We start from the raw sequence: 18,334 nt of genomic DNA, 5'->3' as shown, positions 1-18,334 counted from the left end.
CCATGTTGCGCTGGCTCACCTCCGGAGAATCACACGGCAAATCCCTCGTCGGAATCCTGGAAGGGCTTCCTGCCGGCGTCACGCTGGACACCGCGGCGGTGCAGGAGAAGCTGGCCCGCCGCCGCCTGGGCTATGGGCGTGGTGCCCGGATGAAGTTTGAGAAGGACCAGGTCGCGCTGCTGGCCGGGGTGCGCCACGGCGTGACCATCGGCGGCCCGCTGACCATCGAGGTCGGCAACACCGAGTGGCCCAAATGGGAGAAGGTGATGTCGGCTGATCCGGTGGATCCTGCCGAGCTGGAGAACCTGGCTCGCAACGCCCCGCTGACCCGTCCCCGCCCAGGTCACGCCGACTACGCCGGGATGCAGAAGTACGGCTTCGGGGAGGCCCGCCCGGTCCTGGAGCGCGCCTCGGCGCGGGAGACCGCCACCCGCGTGGCCCTCGGCGCCGCGGCCCAGTCCTTCCTGGACGAGCTGGGGATCACCACGGTCTCGCACACCACCGCGATCGGACCGGTGCAGATCCCGGCCGACGCACCGCTGCCCGGCGCACTCGATGCCCAGGCCCTGGACGCCGATCCGCTGCGCTGCTTCCACGCCGAGACCTCAGAGCGGATGGTCGCCGAGGTCGACGACGCCCACCGCGCAGGGGAGACCCTCGGCGGGGTCGTCGAAGTGATCGTGGAGGGGCTTCCGCCGGGGCTGGGCAGCTACGTGCACTGGGACCGCCGGCTGGACTCCCGGCTGGCCGGAGCGTTGATGGGCATCCAGGCGATCAAGGGGGTCGAGGTCGGCGACGGCTTCGAGACCACCCGCCGCCGCGGCTCCGCCGCCCATGATGAGATCGCCCTGGATGAGCACGGACAGATCACCCGCACCTCCAACCGCGCCGGCGGCATCGAGGGCGGCATGAGCATCGGCGGCCCGCTGCGGGTCCGCGCCGGGATGAAGCCCATCGCCACCGTCCCGCGCGCCCTGCGCACCGTGGACACCGCCACCGGGGAAGCCACCACCGCCCACCACCAGCGCTCCGACGTCTGCGCGGTCCCCGCTGCCGGCGTCGTGGCAGAAGCCATGGTGGCACTGGTCATCGCCGAGGCCGTGCTGGAGAAGTTCGGCGGGGACTCGGTGGCCGAGGTCCAGCGCAATCTGCGCAGCTACCTGGAGAACCTTCCCGAACTCGGTGGCGACCCCTCCGGCGCCGGCGCGGATGGAGACCCGCTGCAGGCTCCCGCCGCGATGCAAGACTGATGCGCCAACCGGCACCCGCCGAGCGCGGCGAGAGCCGCAACATCGTGCTGATCGGCCCCATGGGCTCGGGGAAGTCCACTGTGGGCGCCGCCCTGGCGCGCAGGCTCCACCGGCCCCACGTAGACAGCGACCACTTCTTCGTGGCCCGGCACGGCGCCATCCCGGCGTACTTCTCACTCCACGGGGAACAGGACTTTCGCGCCGAGGAGGAGAGCATCGTCGCGGAGCTCCTCGACTCCCCACGACCCTCGGTGATCAGCCTCGGTGGCGGGGCGGTGCTCAGCGCCACCACCCGCGCCCTGCTGCGAGAGCAGCTGGTGATCATGCTGGACCTCACCGAGGACCAGGCGGCGCTGCGCCTCGGCGACGGCTCCACCCGACCCATCCTCGGCGAGGATCCCGTCGGGTCCTGGAGACGCATCTATGCCGAGCGCGAGCAGATCTATCGAGACTGCGCTGATATCGTCATGACCCCGGACGATGCCCACATCGACGCCCGCGTCGAGAACATCGTGCGAGCCCTCAACCACACCCCCAGGAGAGACCCAAACGTATGAGCCACCAGGCCGAGACCGAGGCTTCTGCCCCTGAGCCCACGATCATCACCGTCGGAGAGGGTGCCGGCACCGGCGGTCAGGAGCTGGGATATGACGTCATCATCGGCAACGGACTGCTCTCCCGGCTGCCGTCCCTGGTGGGCCCGCAGGCCGAACGCGTCCTGGTGATCCACCCGCGGGCGCTGCGCGCCACCGGCGACGTGGTCCGCGAAGACCTGGAGAAGGCCGGATACCAGGCCCTGGTCGCCGAGATCCCCGACGCCGAGGAGGGCAAGCACATCCAGGTCGCCGCCTTCTGCTGGCAGGTCCTGGGACAGAACGACTTCACCCGCTCCGACGCGATCGTCGCCGTCGGCGGCGGTGCGGTCACCGACGCGGCCGGATTCGTGGCGGCCACCTGGCTGCGCGGGATCCGCGTGGTCCACATGCCCACCACGCTGCTGGGCATGGTCGACGCCGCCGTGGGCGGGAAGACCGGGATCAACACCTCTGAGGGCAAGAACCTGGTGGGCTCCTTTCACCAGCCCGCCGGAGTCCTCGCCGATCTGGACACGCTGCTCACCCTGCCGCGCAACGAGCTCGTCGCCGGCCTGGCCGAAGTCGTGAAATGTGGCTTCATCGCCGACGAGCGGATCCTCGAGATCATCGAGGCGGCCCCGGAACAGGCGCAGAACCCGCATTCCTGGCAGATCCGCGAGCTCATCGAGCGCGCCATCTCGGTCAAGGCCGAGGTGGTGGGGCAGGACGCGCTGGAGTCCGGTGTCCGCGAGTCCCTGAACTACGGCCACACCCTGGGTCACGCCATCGAGCTCGCCGAGCGCTACCAGTGGCGCCACGGCGCGGCCATCTCGGTGGGCATGATCTTCGCCGCCGAACTGGCGCGCAGCCTGGGACGGCTCGACGACGCCACCGCCGACCGTCACCACGCGGTGCTCAACCTGCTTGGGCTGCCCACCAGCTACCGCGACGACCGGTGGAGCCAGCTGCTCGAAGGCATCCGCCGGGACAAGAAGAACCGCGGGGACCAGCTGCGATTCGTGTTGCTGGGCGGCCAGGGACAGCCGGTCACCGTGGAGATCCCGGACGCCTCGATCCTCTTCGCGACCTACCAGGAGATCGCACAGCCCGAGACCGGCAGCATGATCTCGCTCTGAGCCGCGCCGGGGAGCCTGTACAATCGATTGGCGCCGCGTGGAGCGCCCGCCGCGCAAGAGTGCGGCGCGCCAAGCACTCCATGCCCTCAACACCCAGGAAAGGCAGACTGTGGCCAGCTCGAATGACATCAAGAACGGCTCCGTCCTCAAGCTGGAGGGACAGCTGTGGAACACGCTCGAGTTCCAGCACGTCAAGCCGGGCAAGGGCGGCGCCTTCGTTCGCACCAAGCTGAAGAACATCCGCACCGGCAAGGCCGTGGACAAGACCTTCAACGCCGGAGCCAAGGTGGAGTTCGCCACGGTGGACCGCTCGAACTACCAGTACCTCTACCAGGACGGCGACGACTTCGTCTTCATGGACCTGCGCGACTTCGACCAGATCACCGTGCCCGCCACGGTGGTCGGTGATGCCGCGAACTTCCTGCTGGAATCACACGAGGTGACCATCGCGCTGCACGACGGCACCCCGCTCTACCTGGACCTGCCCCCCTCGGTGATCCTGGAGATCACCTACACCGAGCCGGGCCTGCAGGGCGACCGCTCCAACGCCGGCACCAAGTCGGCCACCCTGGAGACCGGCCACGAGATCCAGGTCCCGCTGTTCGTGGACCAGGGCACTCGGGTCAAGGTCGACACCCGGACCTCGGACTACCTCGGCCGAGTCACGGACTGATCCCCGCAGTGGCAAAGCGAAGCAAAGCCCGCCGTAGGGCCCTGGAGATCCTCTTCGAGGCTGAACAGCGCGATATGGACCCCTTCGAGGTGCTGCGGGTCCGGCGCGAGCGCAACGACCTGATCGTCAACGACTACGTCCTGGAGCTCATCGACGGGGTGAAGTCCGAACAGGCGCATATCGACGAGATCCTGGCCACCTACGCCAGGGGCTGGACCCTGGAGCGGATGCCCCGGGTGGACCTGATGGCGCTGCGCATCGGGGCCTGGGAGCTGCTGTGCAACACCGAGATCCCGGACAACGTGGCGGTCGCCGAGGCGGTCGCGCTGGTCAAGGAGCTCTCCACCGATGATTCGCCCAGCTTCGTCAACGGCCTGCTCGGCAGGCTCCAGCAGCTCAAGCCCACGCTGGTCGAGGTCGACGACGTAGAGTGAGCACAGCGACGCGGCACGGAAACGTCGCGCCGCGATGATCGTTGCGCAGGCTCAGTCGAGAACGGGCGTGCGCAGCGGATAACTGAAGATCCAGACTTCCTTTAAACATCGTCCAGTGAGGCGAGGAAGGAGTCATCCGGTGACACCCTCACCCGAGACCTCTCATGTGATGTCCGCCGCCGATATGGACCGGGCACTCACACGCATAGCCCACGAGATCGTCGAGTCCCATCGCGGGGTCGAAGGTCTCCTGCTGCTCGGCATCCCACGCCGCGGGACCATTCTGGCCCGCCGCCTGGGCGAGCGACTGGCCCGGATCGACCCCGGCTTCGACCCGGCGCAGGCCATCGGATCCCTGGACATCACGCTCTACCGCGATGATCTGCGCGCCCACGGCGCCCGGACTCCGGAGCCGACCACGATCCCCGGAGCCGGGATCGACGGCGCCACGGTGGTCCTGGTCGATGACGTGCTCTACTCCGGACGCACGGTGCGCGCCGCGCTGGACGCGCTGCAGGCCCTGGGTCGCCCCGCCGTGGTCCGGCTCGCCGTGCTGGTGGACCGCGGCCACCGTGAACTGCCGATCCGCTCCGACCATGTCGGAAAGAACCTCCCCACCTCCCGCGACGAGCGGGTCTCGGTGCTCCTCGAGGAGATCGACGGGGTTCCGCGCAGCGAGGAGGCCGTTGTCATCCAGCGCGGTCGCAGCGTGAAGTCCCCGGCGGGTGAGCGCTGATGCGACACCTGCTCTCCACTGCAGACCTCAGCCACACCCAGGCGCTGAGCATCCTGGACACCGCCGAGGAGATGGCCGCGGTCTCCACCCGGGAGGTCAAGAAGCTGCCCACGCTGCGCGGGCGCACCGTGGTGAACCTGTTCTTCGAAGACTCCACCCGCACCCGGATCTCTTTCGAGGCCGCCGCCAAGCGGCTCTCCGCCGATGTCATGAACTTCTCCGCCAAGGGCTCGTCGGTCTCGAAGGGGGAGTCGCTGAAGGACACCGTGCAGACCCTGGAGGCGATCGGGGCCGACGCAATCGTGATGCGGCACTGGGCCTCCGGGGCCGCCGCCCAGCTCGCCGCCTCGGACTGGACCGACTGCGCGGTGATCAACGCCGGGGACGGCACCCACGAACACCCCACGCAGGCGCTCCTGGACGCACTCACGCTGCGCCGCGGCTTCTCCGCCGCCCAGGGACAGGACCCGCGCGGCACCGACCTGACCGGTATGCGGGTGCTGATCGTCGGGGACATCCTGCACTCGAGGGTGGCCCGCTCCAACATCTGGCTGCTGCGCACCCTGGGCGCCGACGTCGGACTGGTCGCCCCGGCCACGCTGCTGCCGGTAGGCGTTGAGAAGTGGCCGGTGAGCGTGTTCTACAGCCTCGACGAGGCGCTGGGCTCCGGGCCCGACGCCGGACCGGACGCGATCATGATGCTGCGGGTCCAGGCGGAACGGATGGGCGGCGCGTATTTCCCCACCGCTGCGGAGTACACCCGCCGCTGGGGACTCACCGATGAGCGGCTGGCCCGTCTCCAAGCCCACCGCGGAGCGCTCGGTCAGACCCCGATGATCCTGCACCCCGGGCCGATGAACCGCGGCGTCGAGATCTCCGCCGCCGCCGCCGACTCGCCGATGAACCAGGTCCTGGACCAGGTCTCCCACGGAGTCTCCGTCCGCATGGCCGTGCTGCACCTGCTGTTGAGCAGCTCAGAGAGGAATACTGCATGAGCACCACCCCCACTGCCACCCTGATCCTTCAGGCGCAGCCCTACGGCGAGACCCCCGTGGATGTGCTGCTCGCCGAGGGCAGGATCGCCGCGCTCGGGCCCCAGGCGCGGGTCGAGGCCGACCGGCTGCGGTCCGAGCCGGACAGCCAGGTCACCACGATTGAGGCTGAAGGCCTGGTCCTGCTCCCGGGCATGGTGGATCTGCACACCCACCTGCGCGAACCCGGCCGCGAGGACGCTGAGACCGTGGAGACCGGCAGCCGCGCGGCCGCCAAGGGCGGGTTCACCGCGGTCCACGCGATGGCGAATTCCTCCCCGGTGGCAGACTCCGCCGGCGTCGTGGAACAGGTGCACCGGCTGGGCCGGGCCTCGGGCTGGACCGAGGTCTACCCGGTGGGCGCGGTCACCGTCGGGCTCGCCGGGGAACGGCTCGCCGAGCTCGGCGCCATGGCGGAGTCCTCGGCGCAGGTGAGGATGTTCTCCGACGACGGGATGTGCGTGCACAACCCGGTGTTGATGCGCCGGGCACTGGAATACGTGAAGACCGTGGACGGGTTCATCGCTCAGCACGCCCAGGAGCCGCTGCTCACCGAGGGTGCCCAGATGAACGAGGGCGACGTCTCTGCGATCCTCGGCCTGCCCGGCTGGCCCGCGGTGGCCGAAGAGTCGATCATCGCCCGCGACGCGCTGCTGGCCCAGCACGTGGGGGCCCGGCTGCACATCTGCCACGTCTCCACGGCAGGCTCGGTGGAGATCATCCGCTGGGCCAAGGAGCGCGGGATCGACGTCACCGCCGAGGTCACCCCGCATCACCTGCTGCTCACCGACGAGCTGGTCCGCGGCTATGACCCGGTGTACAAGGTCAACCCGCCGCTGCGCACCGGCGCCGACGTCGAGGCGCTGCGCGCCGGGCTGGCCGATGGCACCATCGACATCATCGGCACCGACCACGCCCCGCACCCCACCCAGGCCAAGGAATGCGAATGGTCCGCCGCGGCCATGGGCATGACCGGACTGGAGACCGCGCTGCCGGTGGTGATCGAGACCATGATCAACACCGGGCTCATGGACTGGCGACGCTTCGCGGAGGTCACCTCCAGCGTCCCGGCGCGGATCTACCGGCACGCCCAGCAGGGCCGCCCGATCGAGAACGGCGAGCCCGCCAACCTGGTCCTGGTGGACCCCGAGGCCATCCAGATCGTGGACCCCGCCGGTCACGCCAGCAAGGGCCGGAACTCGCCGTTCCGCGGCATGGAGCTGCCCGGCGCGGTGCGCGCGACCTTCCTGCACGGGCACCCGGTGGTGCTCGACGGCGAGCTCAACACCCCGCTGCCCCGCCCCGCCGCCGAGGCGACGGCCACAGGGGTGGGCGCATGACACTGGCGACCACCGCCGCAGACATGACCGGCACCTATCTGAACTACCTATGGATCGCCCTGGGCATCATCGTGGTGCTGCTGGGCCTGCTCCGACTGGGCTGGCGCGGCCGCAAACGTCGCCAGGCCGATCTCCCGGCGCCCGAGGAGGTCCCCGCCGCGCTGCTCGAGGAGCAGCCGCGCGCCGCCGCGGAAGGCATGGTGATCGGCACCGTCAAGGCCGGGGACTACCTGGACCGGATCGCCGTCCACGAGCTGGGCCTGCGCACCAACGGGCGCCTGGAGGTGCACCCCCAGGGCGTCGCCGTCTTCCGCTCCGGCGCCCGGAACTACCTGATCCCCGCCGCCTCGCTGGAGCACGTGCGCACCGACCGAGGGGTGGTGGGCAAGTTCGTGGAGCGCGACGGCGCCGTCATCATCGGCTGGCGGCTCGGCGAGGAGTCTGTGGAGACCGCCTTCCGGGCCCGCCGCGCCGAGGCCCATCAGGAGCTCCTCGACGAGCTCACATCCGTCATCCGTCCCTCCGACGAGGAGTCAACACCAACATGACCCAGCACACCACCGCCACACCCGTGACCGCCCCCGCCCCTGCTGTGCTCGTCCTCGAGGACGGCACCGTGCACCGCGGCGCCGCCTACGGGGCCCGGGGAGCCCGCCTGGGCGAGGCGGTCTTCGCCACCGGGATGACCGGCTATCAGGAGACGCTCACCGATCCGTCCTACGCCCGGCAGATCGTGGTGCAGACCGCCCCGCACATCGGCAACACCGGGATCAACGACGAGGACGCCGAGTCCCGCAAGATCTGGGTCGCCGGCTACGTGGTGCGCGACGCCGCCCGCCGCCCCTCGAACTGGCGCTCCCGGCGCACCCTGGACGAGGAGCTGGAGGTACAGGGAATCGTCGGGATCAAGGACGTGGACACCCGATCGATCACCCGGCATCTGCGCAGCGCCGGGGCGATGAAGGCCGGGATCTTCTCCGGTGACCAGGCAGCCCGCCCCATCGCCGAGCTGATCACCGAGGTCAGGGCCCAGCCATCGATGGCCGGGGCGCGGCTGGCCGAAGAGGTCTCCACCGACACCGCCTACGTGGTGGAGCCGCACGAGCATGGCTGGACCGATGAGATCGTGGCGACCGTTGCCGCCATCGACCTGGGCATCAAGACCATGACCCCGGTGCGGATGGCCGAACGCGGGCTGCGCGTGCATGTGCTGCCCGCCGCCAGCAGCTTCGCCGAGATCCAGGCCCTGGGCCCCGACGGGGTCTTCCTCTCCAACGGGCCCGGTGACCCGGCGACCGCGGCCAACCAGATCGAGCTGCTGCGCGAGGTGCTCGAGGCCCGGACCCCGTTCTTCGGGATCTGCTTCGGCAACCAGATCCTGGGCCGAGCCCTGGGCTTCGGGACCTATAAGCTGCCGTTCGGGCACCGCGGGATCAACCAGCCGGTGATGGACCACGCCACCGGCAAGGTGGAGATCACCTCGCAGAACCACGGCTTCGCCGTGGACGCGCCGGTGGGTGAGGTGCTCACCGCGCCGCAGGAGCGCTTCGGCCGGGTCGAGGTCAGCCACTCCAGCCTCAACGACGGCGTCGTGGAGGGCCTGCGCTGCCTGGACATCCCTGCGTTCAGCGTCCAGTACCACCCCGAGGCCGCCGCCGGCCCGCATGATTCGGCCTACCTCTTCGACCGCTTCGTCGAGCTGATGACCGATGCCAGCACCCAGACCGGCGCAGACACCGTGACCCCGATCAGCCACGACCCTGCCCTCACCCCAGCCCCAGAGACCCGCGGAGGGAACCCACTCAATGCCTAAGCGTCAAGACCTCAAGTCCGTCATGGTCATCGGCTCCGGGCCGATCGTGATCGGACAGGCCGCCGAGTTCGACTACTCCGGCACCCAGGCCCTGCGAGTGCTCAAGGAGGAGGGCCTGCGGGTCATCCTGGTCAACTCCAACCCGGCCACCATCATGACCGACCCGGAGTTCGCCGACGCCACCTACGTGGAGCCGATCAGCCCCGAGGTGGTCGCGAAGATCATCGAGAAGGAGCGCCCCGACGCGCTGCTGCCCACCCTGGGCGGGCAGACCGCGCTGAACACCGCGATCGCGCTGGACAAGGACGGGGTGCTGGAGAAGTTCGGCGTGGAGCTGATCGGCGCCAACATCGCCGCCATCGAGCTCGGCGAGGACCGGCAGAAGTTCAAGGGCGTGGTGGAGCGCTCCGGGGCGGAGTCGGCGAAGTCGCTGATCGTGCACTCCATGGAGGAGGCGCTCTCCGCCGCGGAGGAGCTGGGCTACCCGATGGTGGTGCGCCCCTCCTTCACCATGGGCGGACTGGGCTCCGGGATGGCCTATAACGAGGAGGACCTGCACCGGATCGCCGGCGCCGGGCTGCAGTACTCACCGACCACCGAGGTGCTCCTGGAGGAGTCCATCCTGGGCTGGAAGGAGTACGAGCTTGAGATGATGCGCGACTCCAAGGACAACGTGGTCGTGGTCTGCTCCATCGAGAACTTCGACCCGGTGGGCGTGCACACCGGGGACTCGATCACCGTGGCCCCGGCCATGACGCTGACCGACCGGGAGTACCAGCGGCTGCGCGACATCTCGATCAACGTGATCCGCGAGGTCGGGGTCGCCACCGGTGGCTGCAACATCCAGTTCGCCATCGAGCCCGGGACCGGCCGCGTCGTCGTCATCGAGATGAACCCCCGGGTCTCGCGCTCCTCGGCGCTGGCCTCAAAGGCCACCGGCTTCGCGATCGCCAAGATCGCCACCAAGCTCGCCCTGGGCTACACGCTGGACGAGATCCCCAACGACATCACCCAGAAGACCCCGGCCAGCTTCGAGCCCGTGCTGGACTACGTGGTGGTGAAGGTCCCACGCTTCGCCTTCGAGAAGTTCCCCGCCGCGGACCCCACGCTGACCACCACGATGAAGTCCGTGGGCGAGGCGATGGCCTTCGGCCGGAACTTCACCGAGGCGATGCAGAAGGCGCTGCGCTCCCTGGAACAGCGCGGCAGCGAGTTCGACTTCACCCGGGCCGAGCCCGAGGAGCTCGAGCAGCTGCTGAGCAAGATGGCGACGGCGACCACCGATCGGCTGCACCAGGTGCAGCGGGCGCTGCTCTCCGGGGCCTCCATCGAGCAGGTCTACCAGATCACCGGGATCGACCCCTGGTATCTGGACCAGCTGCAGCTGATCAACGAGACCGCTACGGCGGTGGCCTCGGCGCCGGAGCTCGACGTCGAGGCGCTGCGCCTGGCCAAGCGGCACGGCTTCTCCGATGAGCAGATCGGCGCGCTGCGGCATATGGACGCCGCAGTGGTCCGCGGGGTCCGCCACGCGCTGGGCATCCGCCCGGTGTACAAGACCGTGGACACCTGCGCCGCGGAGTTCGAGGCCTTCACCCCGTACCACTACTCCTCCTACGACCTCGAGGACGAGATCCTCCAGCACGAGGCGCCCTCGGTGATCATCCTGGGCTCCGGACCCAACCGGATCGGTCAGGGCATCGAGTTCGACTACTCCTGCGTCCACGCCACCATGGCGCTGCGCGAGGCCGGCTACGAGACCGTGATGGTCAACTGCAACCCGGAGACGGTCTCCACCGACTACGACGTCTCCACCCGGCTCTACTTCGAGCCGCTGACCCTGGAAGACGTGCTCGAGGTGATCGCTGCCGAGGAGCGCACCGGGGGAGTGGCCGGGGTCTTCGTCCAGCTCGGCGGGCAGACCCCGTTGAAGCTCGCCCAGCAGCTCGCCGACGCCGGGGTCACCATCCTGGGGACCTCCCCGGAGGCGATCGACCTCGCCGAGGACCGCGGCGAGTTCGACCAGGTGCTCCAGCGCGGCGGGCTCATCGCGCCGAAGAACGGCACCGCGGTCAGCTTCGAGGACGCCAAGCGGGTCGCGGACTCCATCGGCTACCCGGTGCTGGTGAGGCCCAGCTACGTGCTCGGCGGACGCGGCATGGAGATCGTCTACGACGAGCCCGGGCTGGAGCGCTACATCGCCAACGCCACCGAGGTCACCCCGGAGCATCCGGTGCTGGTGGACCGGTTCCTGGAAGACGCCATCGAGGTCGACGTCGACGCGCTCTACGACGGCGAGCAGCTCTTCGTGGGCGGCATCATGGAGCACATCGAGGAGGCCGGGATCCATTCCGGGGACTCCGCCTGCGTGCTCCCACCGATCACCCTGGGACCCGACGTCCTGGAACGCGTCCGGGTCGCAACCCGGGCCATCGCCGAGGGAGTCGGGGTGCAGGGACTGATCAACATCCAGTTCGCCCTGGCCTCGGACATCCTCTACGTGATCGAGGCCAACCCGCGCGCCTCCCGCACCGTGCCCTTCGTCTCCAAGGCCACCGGGGTGCAGATGGCCAAGGCCGCCGCGCACATTGGCACCGGGGTCAGAATCGCGGCGCTCCGGGAAGGCTCCGGCCACCCGCTCTCCGGTCTGCTGCCGGCCACCGGGGACGGCTCCGAGCTGCCCCCGGGCGCCCCGGTCTCGGTGAAGGAGGCGGTGCTTCCCTTCGCACGCTTCCGCACCCCCGAGGGTCGCGTGGTCGATTCCCTGCTCGGCCCGGAGATGCGCTCCACCGGCGAGGTCATGGGCATCGACAAGCACTTCGACACCGCCTTCGCCAAGGCCCAGCAGGCGGCGAACAACCCGCTGCCCACCGCCGGGAAGGTCTTCGTCTCAGTGGCCAACCGGGATAAGCGGGCGATCATCATGCCGGTCAAGCGCCTGGCCGACCTCGGCTTCTCCATCGTCTCCACCGGGGGCACCGCCGATGTGCTGCGCCGGAACGGGGTCGAGACCACCACAGTGGCCAAGATCGCCGACGCCGACACCCAGGGCGGGACCATCCTGGAGCGGGTGGAGAGCGGGGAGATCGCCCTGATCATCAACACCCCCTCCGGCGGCGACGCCCGCAGCGACGGCTACGAGATCCGCGCCGCTGCCACCTCGGTGGGCACCCCGGTGATCACCACCGTGGCCGAGTTCGGCGCCGCGGTGCAGGCCATCGAGGCGCTGGGCCAGTTCAGCTGGTCCGTGGCCTCGCTGCAGGAACACGCCGAGCGGCTGCAGCAGGCAGCGCAGCGCCACCAGGCTGAGCGATCACATCAGGGAGGGCTGCCGAAGCAGGCGGAGCTCATCGGTCAGGGCGGGGCATGAGATCGGTCCCGGCCGGCGCGGGGGAACCGAGCGCGCCGGCCGGTGCGGGTGAGCCGACTGTGCCGGCTGGTACGGAGGAGCCGAGCGCGCCGGCTGGTACGGAGGAGCCGAGCGTCCCGGCCGGCGTGGCCCCCGGGGCCACGTTCGGGAGCCGGCTCGCCGCCGCGATGCGAGTCCACGGTCGGCTCTGCGTGGGTCTGGACCCGCACCCGCAGCTGCTCACCGACTGGGGACTGACCCAGGACGCCGCGGGACTGCGCGAGTTCAGCGCCCGGGTGCTCGAGGCCTGCATCGGCCGGGTCGGTGTGCTCAAGCCCCAGGTCGCGTTCTTCGAACGGTTCGGGGTCTCAGGCATGCAGGTGCTCAGCGAGGTCCAGCACCAGGCCCGTGCGGCCGGACTGCTGGTGATCGCCGACGCCAAGCGCGGTGACATCGGCTCCACCATGGCCGGCTACGCCGAGGCGTGGCTGAACCCGGAGGCTGACTTCGGCGCCGATGCGCTCACCGTGAGCCCGTATCTGGGATTCGGCTCGCTGCAGCCCGCGGTCGAGGCCGCCGCCCGGCATCAGGCCGGTCTCTTCGTGCTGGGGCTGACCTCGAACCCGGAAGGCCAGCAGGTGCAGCTAGCCCGCGACGCCCAGGGAGTCACCGTGGCCGGTCAGATCGCGGTCGAGGCGGCCGCCGCCTCCGCAGCACTGACCCGTGCCGCGGGCGAAGACCCCGGCGCGGCCGAGCTGGGCAGCATCGGACTGGTCGTGGGCGCCACGACGGCGCGGCTCGCCGCCGAGCATGGGATCGATCTCAGGGCCGGCCGGATGCCGCTGCTGGCACCCGGCTACGGAGCCCAGGGAGCCGACGCCCAGGCGCTGCGCACCGGCTTCGGCGCCAGCTACCCGAGACAGGTCCTGGTGAACTCCTCCCGGGGCGTGCTGCGGCACGGACCCGACCCGGTTTCGCTGACCAGGGCCATTGAGTCAGCGACCGCGGATCTGGGCTGAAAACTCCGCAGGCCGCTCTCTATTGCTGTTCCACCTTCCAGCCACTAGATTCTGCTCCATATCACCTGGTGCCGTCCGCAGAAAACCGTTCCGAGCGACTGCACCACGGAAGTTGGGGGAGAATCGTGGCACTGCGAGAACTGACCAAGGAAGAGCGGGACACCGCCCGCCGCAAGGCACTTGCCGCGCGAGTCGAGCGGGCCCAGCTGAAGAAGGAGTTCGGCAACGGGGGCCTGAGCTTCGATCAGGTCCTGGAACGAGCGAGCAGCTCAGAGGCGGTCGCTCGGCTGAAGACCCTGGAGCTGCTGGAATCTCTTCCCGGTGTGGGCCGGGTCACCGCCACCAAGGCGCTGGAAGACCTGGGGATCTCGGTGAACCGTCGGCTCGGTGGGCTCGGGGTCAAGCAGCGACGAGCACTGAAGGAGTTTCTGGCAGAATTGGGGTGACCATCCAGCCCAAGGAGCCAGTGCATTGTCAGCAGTCCCCGGCAGTCCCGCCGTCACCGTGCTCGCCGGACCGACCTCCGTCGGGAAGTCGACGCTGAGCCGATTCATCCGCACCCACTACCCAGAGGTGCACTTCTCGGTCTCGGCAACGACCCGCCCGCCGCGGCCCAGCGAGGTCGACGGTGTCGATTATCACTTCATCGAGCCTGCGCGCTTCGACGAGCTCGTCGCGCAGGGGGCGTTCCTGGAATGGGCCACCGTGCACGGCACGCACCGCTACGGCACGCTGCGCTCCACCGTGGACGCCGCTCTCGCCGCAGGAAAGCTGGTCCTGCTCGAGATCGACCTGCAGGGAGCACGCCAGGTCAGAGCCACCATGCCGGAGGCGCAGTTCGTCTTCCTGGCGCCCCCGTCCTGGGAGGACCTGGTGTCCCGACTGGTCGGTCGAGGCACCGAATCCGAGGAGGAACAGCAGCGCAGGCTGGAAACGGCTAAGATAGAGCTTGCTGCCGAGCAGGAATTCGACGTCTCGATCATCAACGACGAGCTCGACCGGGCCGCAGCCGAACTCGTAGCCCGCATGGGCTTCACCCATGCATCACCCCAATCTGAAGGACAACTCCCCAAGTGACTGAGCAGACCGAAGGCATCATCTACCCGTCGATCGACTCCCTCCTGGAGAAGAGCGACTCGAAGTACTCGCTGGTCCTCTTCGCCTCGAAGCGCGCTCGCCAGATCAACGCGTACTACGCTCAGCTGCACGAGGGGCTCTTCGAATACGTCGGGCCGCTGGTGGACACCAAGCTCAACGAGAAGTCGATGTCCATCGCGCTGCGCGAGATCAACGAAGACCTGCTGGTCAACCACCCCGCGGTCAACCCCGCCTCCTGATCCCGCAGCACCCCGCGAGGTAACCTGGCCGGATGCGCATCGTTCTAGGAGTCAGTGCCGGCATCGCCGCTTATAAGGCGGTCCACCTGCTGCGACTCATGCGGGAAGCCGGCCACCAGGTGGACGTGATCCCCACTCCCGCCTCGGAGAAGTTCGTCGGGCGCGCCACCTGGGAGGCGATCAGCGGCCGGCCGGTCACCACCTCGGTCTTCTCCGGAGTCGATGAGGTCCGCCATGTCCGGCTCGGCCAGGAGGCCGACCTGATCGTCGTCGCCCCCGCCACGGCAGATCTGCTGGCCAGGGCCCGTGCCGGCATGGCTGATGACCTCCTCACCACCACGCTGCTGGCCACCGAGGCGCCGGTGCTGCTGGTGCCCGCCATGCACACCGAGATGTGGAACAGCGCGGCCACCGCGGAAAACGTCGAGGTCCTGCGCGGCCGAGGAACAGAGGTCATGGAGCCCGCGACCGGCAGGCTCACCGGCAAAGACACCGGGCCCGGTCGACTGCCTGAACCTGAGCAAATCTTCGAACGGGTCAGCGAGCTGCTCGCCGAGATCCAAGGCCCGACCTACGCCTACGCCCCCCGTGCCGGGACCTTCTACGCGCCGGACCCCCAGGCGCAGCCGGCGCTGCTGGGCCGCAGCGTGGTGGTCACCGCCGGCGGCACCCGGGAGCCCCTGGACCCGGTGCGCTATCTGGGCAACCGATCCTCCGGCAAGCAAGGGATCGCCCTGGCCGAATCCGCCGCCGCCGCCGGGGCGCAGGTGCACCTGATCGCCGGCATCATGGACGTCGAAGCACCTGAGAACGTCGCGAACATCACCGTGGAGCGCATCGAGACCGCCGAGCAGCTGCAGGCCGCCGTCGGACGCCGCGCGCCGGAGGCCGACCTGCTGATCATGGCCGCCGCCGTCGCCGACTTCCGCCCCACCTCCTACGCGGCGCAGAAGATCAAGAAGACCGAGGACGGCGAGAACCCGGTGATCACTCTGGAGCGCAACCCCGACATCCTTGCCGAGACGGTCCAGCACCGGCGGTCCGCGGGCACCGGGCCAGGCGTCGTCGTCGGCTTCGCCGCAGAGACCGGCAGCGCCGAGGTCGATCCGCTCCAGCTGGCCCAGGCCAAGCTGCTGCGCAAGGGTTGTGACCTGCTGGTGCTCAACCAGGTGGGGGAGACGCTGGTCTTCGGTCAGGATGAGACCGAGATCCACATCCTCACCTCGCCGACGCTCGCCGAGTCTTCCGCGCCGGTGACCACCCTGCGCGGAACCAAGCACCAGGCAGCCGAGGCGATCATCTCCGCGGCCGCCGCTTACCTCGTGTGAAGCAGGCTTCTCAGGTGCCGATCGGCCTGCCGTAGGATGACCGGGTGACGAATTCCAACACCCCCGCGGCTGGGTCCTCGCTGCGCCTGTTCAGCTCCGAATCTGTGACCATCGGGCACCCGGACAAGATCTGTGATCAGATCTCCGATGCGATCCTCGATGCGATGCTCGCCGAGGACAAGAACTCCCGGGTGGCGGTGGAGACGCTGACCACCACCGGACTGGTGCATGTGGCCGGTGAGGTCACCACCTCCGGCTATGTGGAGATCCCGCAGATCGTGCGCAACACGCTGCTCGACATCGGCTACGACTCCTCCGCCAACGGGTTCGACGGCGCCCGCTGCGGCGTCTCGATCTCCATCGGCCAGCAGTCCCCGGAGATCTTCGCCGGGGTGTTCAACTCCATGGAGGCCCGCGGCGGGGCAGAGGACCGCCGCGACGCCCAGGGCGCCGGTGACCAGGGCATCATGTTCGGCTACGCCACCAACGAGACCCCCAGCTACATGCCCAGCGCCATCTCGCTGGCCCACCAGCTCTCCGCCCAGCTGACCAAGGTCCGCCAGGACGGCCAGCTGGCCTATCTGCGTCCCGACGGCAAGACCCAGGTCACCATCGGCTACGACGGCGACCGCCCGGTCAGCCTCGACACTGTGGTGGTCTCCACACAGCACACCGCAGAGACCTCCCAGGAGCAGCTGCAGGCGGAGATCAGCGACCAGGTCATCGCGCCGGTGCTGGAGCACACCGGGCTGGACCTGGGCACGCTCTCGGAGATCATCAACCCCTCGGGTCCGTTCGTGGTGGGCGGCCCTGTGGGCGACGCCGGGCTGACCGGACGCAAGATCATCGTGGACACCTATGGCGGATTCTCCCGCCACGGTGGCGGCGCCTTCTCCGGCAAGGATCCCTCGAAGGTGGACCGCTCCGCCGCCTACGCCATGCGCTGGGTCGCGAAGAACGTGCTCGCTGCAGGGCTCGCTGACCGCGCCGAGATCCAGATCGCCTACGCGATCGGACGTGCCCACCCGGTGGGCATCTACGTGGAGACCTTCGGCACCGAGAAGGTGGATCCGGCGCAGATCTCGGCCGCGATCGACGCCGTCTTCGACCTGCGTCCACTGGGCATCATCGAGGACCTGGACCTGCTGCGCCCGATCTACCGTGAGACCTCCAGGAACGGCCACTTCGGCCGCGACGGCGAGAACTTCCCCTGGGAGCGCCTGGACCGGGTCGAGGCGCTGAAGTCCTTCTTCAACGCCTGACCCGGCTGAGTCCGCCCCGGGCTCACTCAGCGCTGACCTGACTCAGCTCTGGCCCGACCCAGCGCGGGTCTGACTGAACGCTGATCTGGCTCAGTGCTGGTCGGACTGAACGCTGGTCTGGCTCAGTGCTGGTCTGACTCAGTGCTGGTCTGACTCAGCGTAGAGCTCGGTCAGCAGGCGCTGCAGCGCCGCGATCGTCTGGGAGCGTTCCCCGCGGTGCCAGACCAGCCTCACCTGGACCGGCGGGGCGTCGGAGATCACCCGGTAGAGCACCCCGGCACGCTGATGCTGGTGTGCGGTGGCCTCTGAGCTGACCCCGATGCCCACGCCGGCCGTGATCGCGTCGAGCCAGGCATCCACACTGTCGACCTCAGCGGCGGTGTCAGGGCGCTGCTCCGCCGGCCACAGCGCCGGGGAGGTGGTCCCCGACTGGCTGTCCACCAGCACGGCCCGATCGGTGAAGTCCGCCATCCTCAGGCGTCGTCGGGAAGCCCACGGATCCTCCGCGGGGAAGCTCGCCACGCGTCGCTCGAGGCCGACGAGCGCGGAGTCGAAGCGTCCCTGGGGAGGTGGGGTCCGCACGATCGCAGCGTCCACGAGGCCCTCGGACAGCCCCGCCAGCGGTCCTGTGCCTCGGATCAGCGTCAGCGCGACCCCGGGCTGCCGTTCGACCCAGCTGCGCTGCATCGCGCGGGTATGTCGCCCGACTGCCGCCCAGGCGTAACCGAGACGAAGCCTCTGCTGGCCCCGGGTCTCTGCCTCCATCTGTTCGGCGAGGGCGAGCAGGTGGCGCCCCCGGCGGACCGCCTGCTGGCCCTGCGCGGTCAGCGCCGCTTCCCGGGGACCCCGACGGACCAGCCGCACGTCCCAGTGCTGCTCCAGGGCGCCGAGCGTCCGGGAGACCTGCGCCTGGGAGATCCCGAGCCCGATCGCGGCATCGGTGAAGCTTCCCGCCTCCGCGATCGCGACCAGGGTACGGATGTGCCTGAGCTCCCATGCCATACGCTTAGCGTATACCAGACCTCTTTCATGCATTATGCGTATGCGATGG

The 18,334-nt window shown here is 69.3% G+C and carries 18 protein-coding genes; 17 read left to right on the top strand and 1 reads right to left on the bottom strand.

The window, feature by feature from the left end:
- Nucleotides 1-2 precede the first annotated feature (2 nt).
- The 17 genes from aroC to metK all read left to right on the top strand — a co-directional run bounded on the left by aroC (nt 3) and on the right by metK (nt 17,283).
- On the top strand, nt 3-1,250 hold the full coding sequence (aroC, locus tag HNR24_RS04155; RefSeq protein WP_182495094.1) for a chorismate synthase: 1,248 nt from the start codon (nt 3-5) through the stop codon (nt 1,248-1,250).
- A complete protein-coding gene (locus HNR24_RS04150; RefSeq protein WP_058889333.1) occupies nt 1,250-1,807 on the top strand; it encodes a shikimate kinase in 558 nt (185 codons plus the stop codon). The genes aroC and HNR24_RS04150 overlap by 1 nt, the downstream gene beginning before the upstream one ends.
- Complete coding sequence (gene aroB / locus HNR24_RS04145; protein WP_083504966.1) at nt 1,804-2,961, top strand: 3-dehydroquinate synthase; 1,158 nt, start codon at nt 1,804-1,806, stop codon at nt 2,959-2,961. The genes HNR24_RS04150 and aroB overlap by 4 nt, the downstream gene beginning before the upstream one ends.
- A gap of 109 nt (nt 2,962-3,070) precedes the next feature.
- Nucleotides 3,071-3,634: an elongation factor P gene (gene efp / locus HNR24_RS04140; RefSeq protein WP_058889332.1), complete on the top strand. Its 564-nt coding sequence runs from the start codon at nt 3,071-3,073 to the stop codon at nt 3,632-3,634.
- 8 nt (nt 3,635-3,642) lie between these two features.
- Complete coding sequence (gene nusB / locus HNR24_RS04135; protein ID WP_058889331.1) at nt 3,643-4,068, top strand: transcription antitermination factor NusB; 426 nt, start codon at nt 3,643-3,645, stop codon at nt 4,066-4,068.
- A 139-nt stretch (nt 4,069-4,207) separates the two neighbouring features.
- Nucleotides 4,208-4,804 (top strand): bifunctional pyr operon transcriptional regulator/uracil phosphoribosyltransferase PyrR, encoded by a 597-nt coding sequence (gene pyrR, locus HNR24_RS04130; protein WP_157075487.1) that lies wholly within the window; start codon nt 4,208-4,210, stop codon nt 4,802-4,804.
- Entirely contained in the window at nt 4,804-5,799 is a 996-nt protein-coding gene (locus tag HNR24_RS04125) for an aspartate carbamoyltransferase catalytic subunit (protein WP_179442218.1), read from the top strand. Before pyrR ends, HNR24_RS04125 begins: the two co-directional genes overlap by 1 nt.
- Nucleotides 5,796-7,175: a dihydroorotase gene (locus HNR24_RS04120; RefSeq protein WP_182495093.1), complete on the top strand. Its 1,380-nt coding sequence runs from the start codon at nt 5,796-5,798 to the stop codon at nt 7,173-7,175. Before HNR24_RS04125 ends, HNR24_RS04120 begins: the two co-directional genes overlap by 4 nt.
- Complete coding sequence (locus HNR24_RS04115) at nt 7,172-7,723, top strand: PH-like domain-containing protein (RefSeq protein WP_058889328.1); 552 nt, start codon at nt 7,172-7,174, stop codon at nt 7,721-7,723. The genes HNR24_RS04120 and HNR24_RS04115 overlap by 4 nt, the downstream gene beginning before the upstream one ends.
- On the top strand, nt 7,720-8,988 hold the full coding sequence (carA, locus tag HNR24_RS04110; RefSeq protein ID WP_182495092.1) for a glutamine-hydrolyzing carbamoyl-phosphate synthase small subunit: 1,269 nt from the start codon (nt 7,720-7,722) through the stop codon (nt 8,986-8,988). The genes HNR24_RS04115 and carA overlap by 4 nt, the downstream gene beginning before the upstream one ends.
- The gene (carB, locus tag HNR24_RS04105) at nt 8,981-12,358 is read left to right on the top strand and encodes a carbamoyl-phosphate synthase large subunit (RefSeq protein ID WP_182495091.1); all 3,378 of its coding nucleotides are present in this window, start codon (nt 8,981-8,983) and stop codon (nt 12,356-12,358) included. The genes carA and carB overlap by 8 nt, the downstream gene beginning before the upstream one ends.
- 59 nt (nt 12,359-12,417) lie before the next feature.
- Nucleotides 12,418-13,356: an orotidine-5'-phosphate decarboxylase gene (gene pyrF, locus HNR24_RS04100; RefSeq protein WP_310735384.1), complete on the top strand. Its 939-nt coding sequence runs from the start codon at nt 12,418-12,420 to the stop codon at nt 13,354-13,356.
- A gap of 125 nt (nt 13,357-13,481) precedes the next feature.
- Nucleotides 13,482-13,802 carry an integration host factor, actinobacterial type gene (mihF, locus tag HNR24_RS04095; protein WP_058889326.1) on the top strand — a complete coding sequence of 107 codons (321 nt, stop codon included), beginning with the start codon at nt 13,482-13,484 and terminating at the stop codon, nt 13,800-13,802.
- Nucleotides 13,803-13,827: 25 nt separating this feature from the next.
- Complete coding sequence (gene gmk, locus HNR24_RS04090) at nt 13,828-14,433, top strand: guanylate kinase (RefSeq protein ID WP_058889325.1); 606 nt, start codon at nt 13,828-13,830, stop codon at nt 14,431-14,433.
- Complete coding sequence (rpoZ, locus tag HNR24_RS04085) at nt 14,430-14,693, top strand: DNA-directed RNA polymerase subunit omega (protein ID WP_058889324.1); 264 nt, start codon at nt 14,430-14,432, stop codon at nt 14,691-14,693. Before gmk ends, rpoZ begins: the two co-directional genes overlap by 4 nt.
- Before the next feature lie 32 nt (nt 14,694-14,725).
- Nucleotides 14,726-16,021 (top strand): bifunctional phosphopantothenoylcysteine decarboxylase/phosphopantothenate synthase, encoded by a 1,296-nt coding sequence (locus HNR24_RS04080; RefSeq protein WP_182495089.1) that lies wholly within the window; start codon nt 14,726-14,728, stop codon nt 16,019-16,021.
- Between the two features lie 44 nt (nt 16,022-16,065).
- On the top strand, nt 16,066-17,283 hold the full coding sequence (gene metK / locus HNR24_RS04075; RefSeq protein WP_182495088.1) for a methionine adenosyltransferase: 1,218 nt from the start codon (nt 16,066-16,068) through the stop codon (nt 17,281-17,283).
- 138 nt (nt 17,284-17,421) lie between these two features.
- Here the strand turns inward: metK and HNR24_RS04070 are convergent, their stop codons facing one another.
- A complete protein-coding gene (locus HNR24_RS04070) occupies nt 17,422-18,285 on the bottom strand; it encodes a LysR family transcriptional regulator (RefSeq protein WP_182495087.1) in 864 nt (287 codons plus the stop codon).
- Between the last annotated feature and the right edge of the window lie 49 nt (nt 18,286-18,334).

Source organism: Nesterenkonia sandarakina, from assembly GCF_014138825.1.
GTDB classification, from domain to species: domain Bacteria; phylum Actinomycetota; class Actinomycetes; order Actinomycetales; family Micrococcaceae; genus Nesterenkonia; species Nesterenkonia sandarakina.
This window is presented reverse-complemented; position numbering and strand designations above follow the sequence as displayed.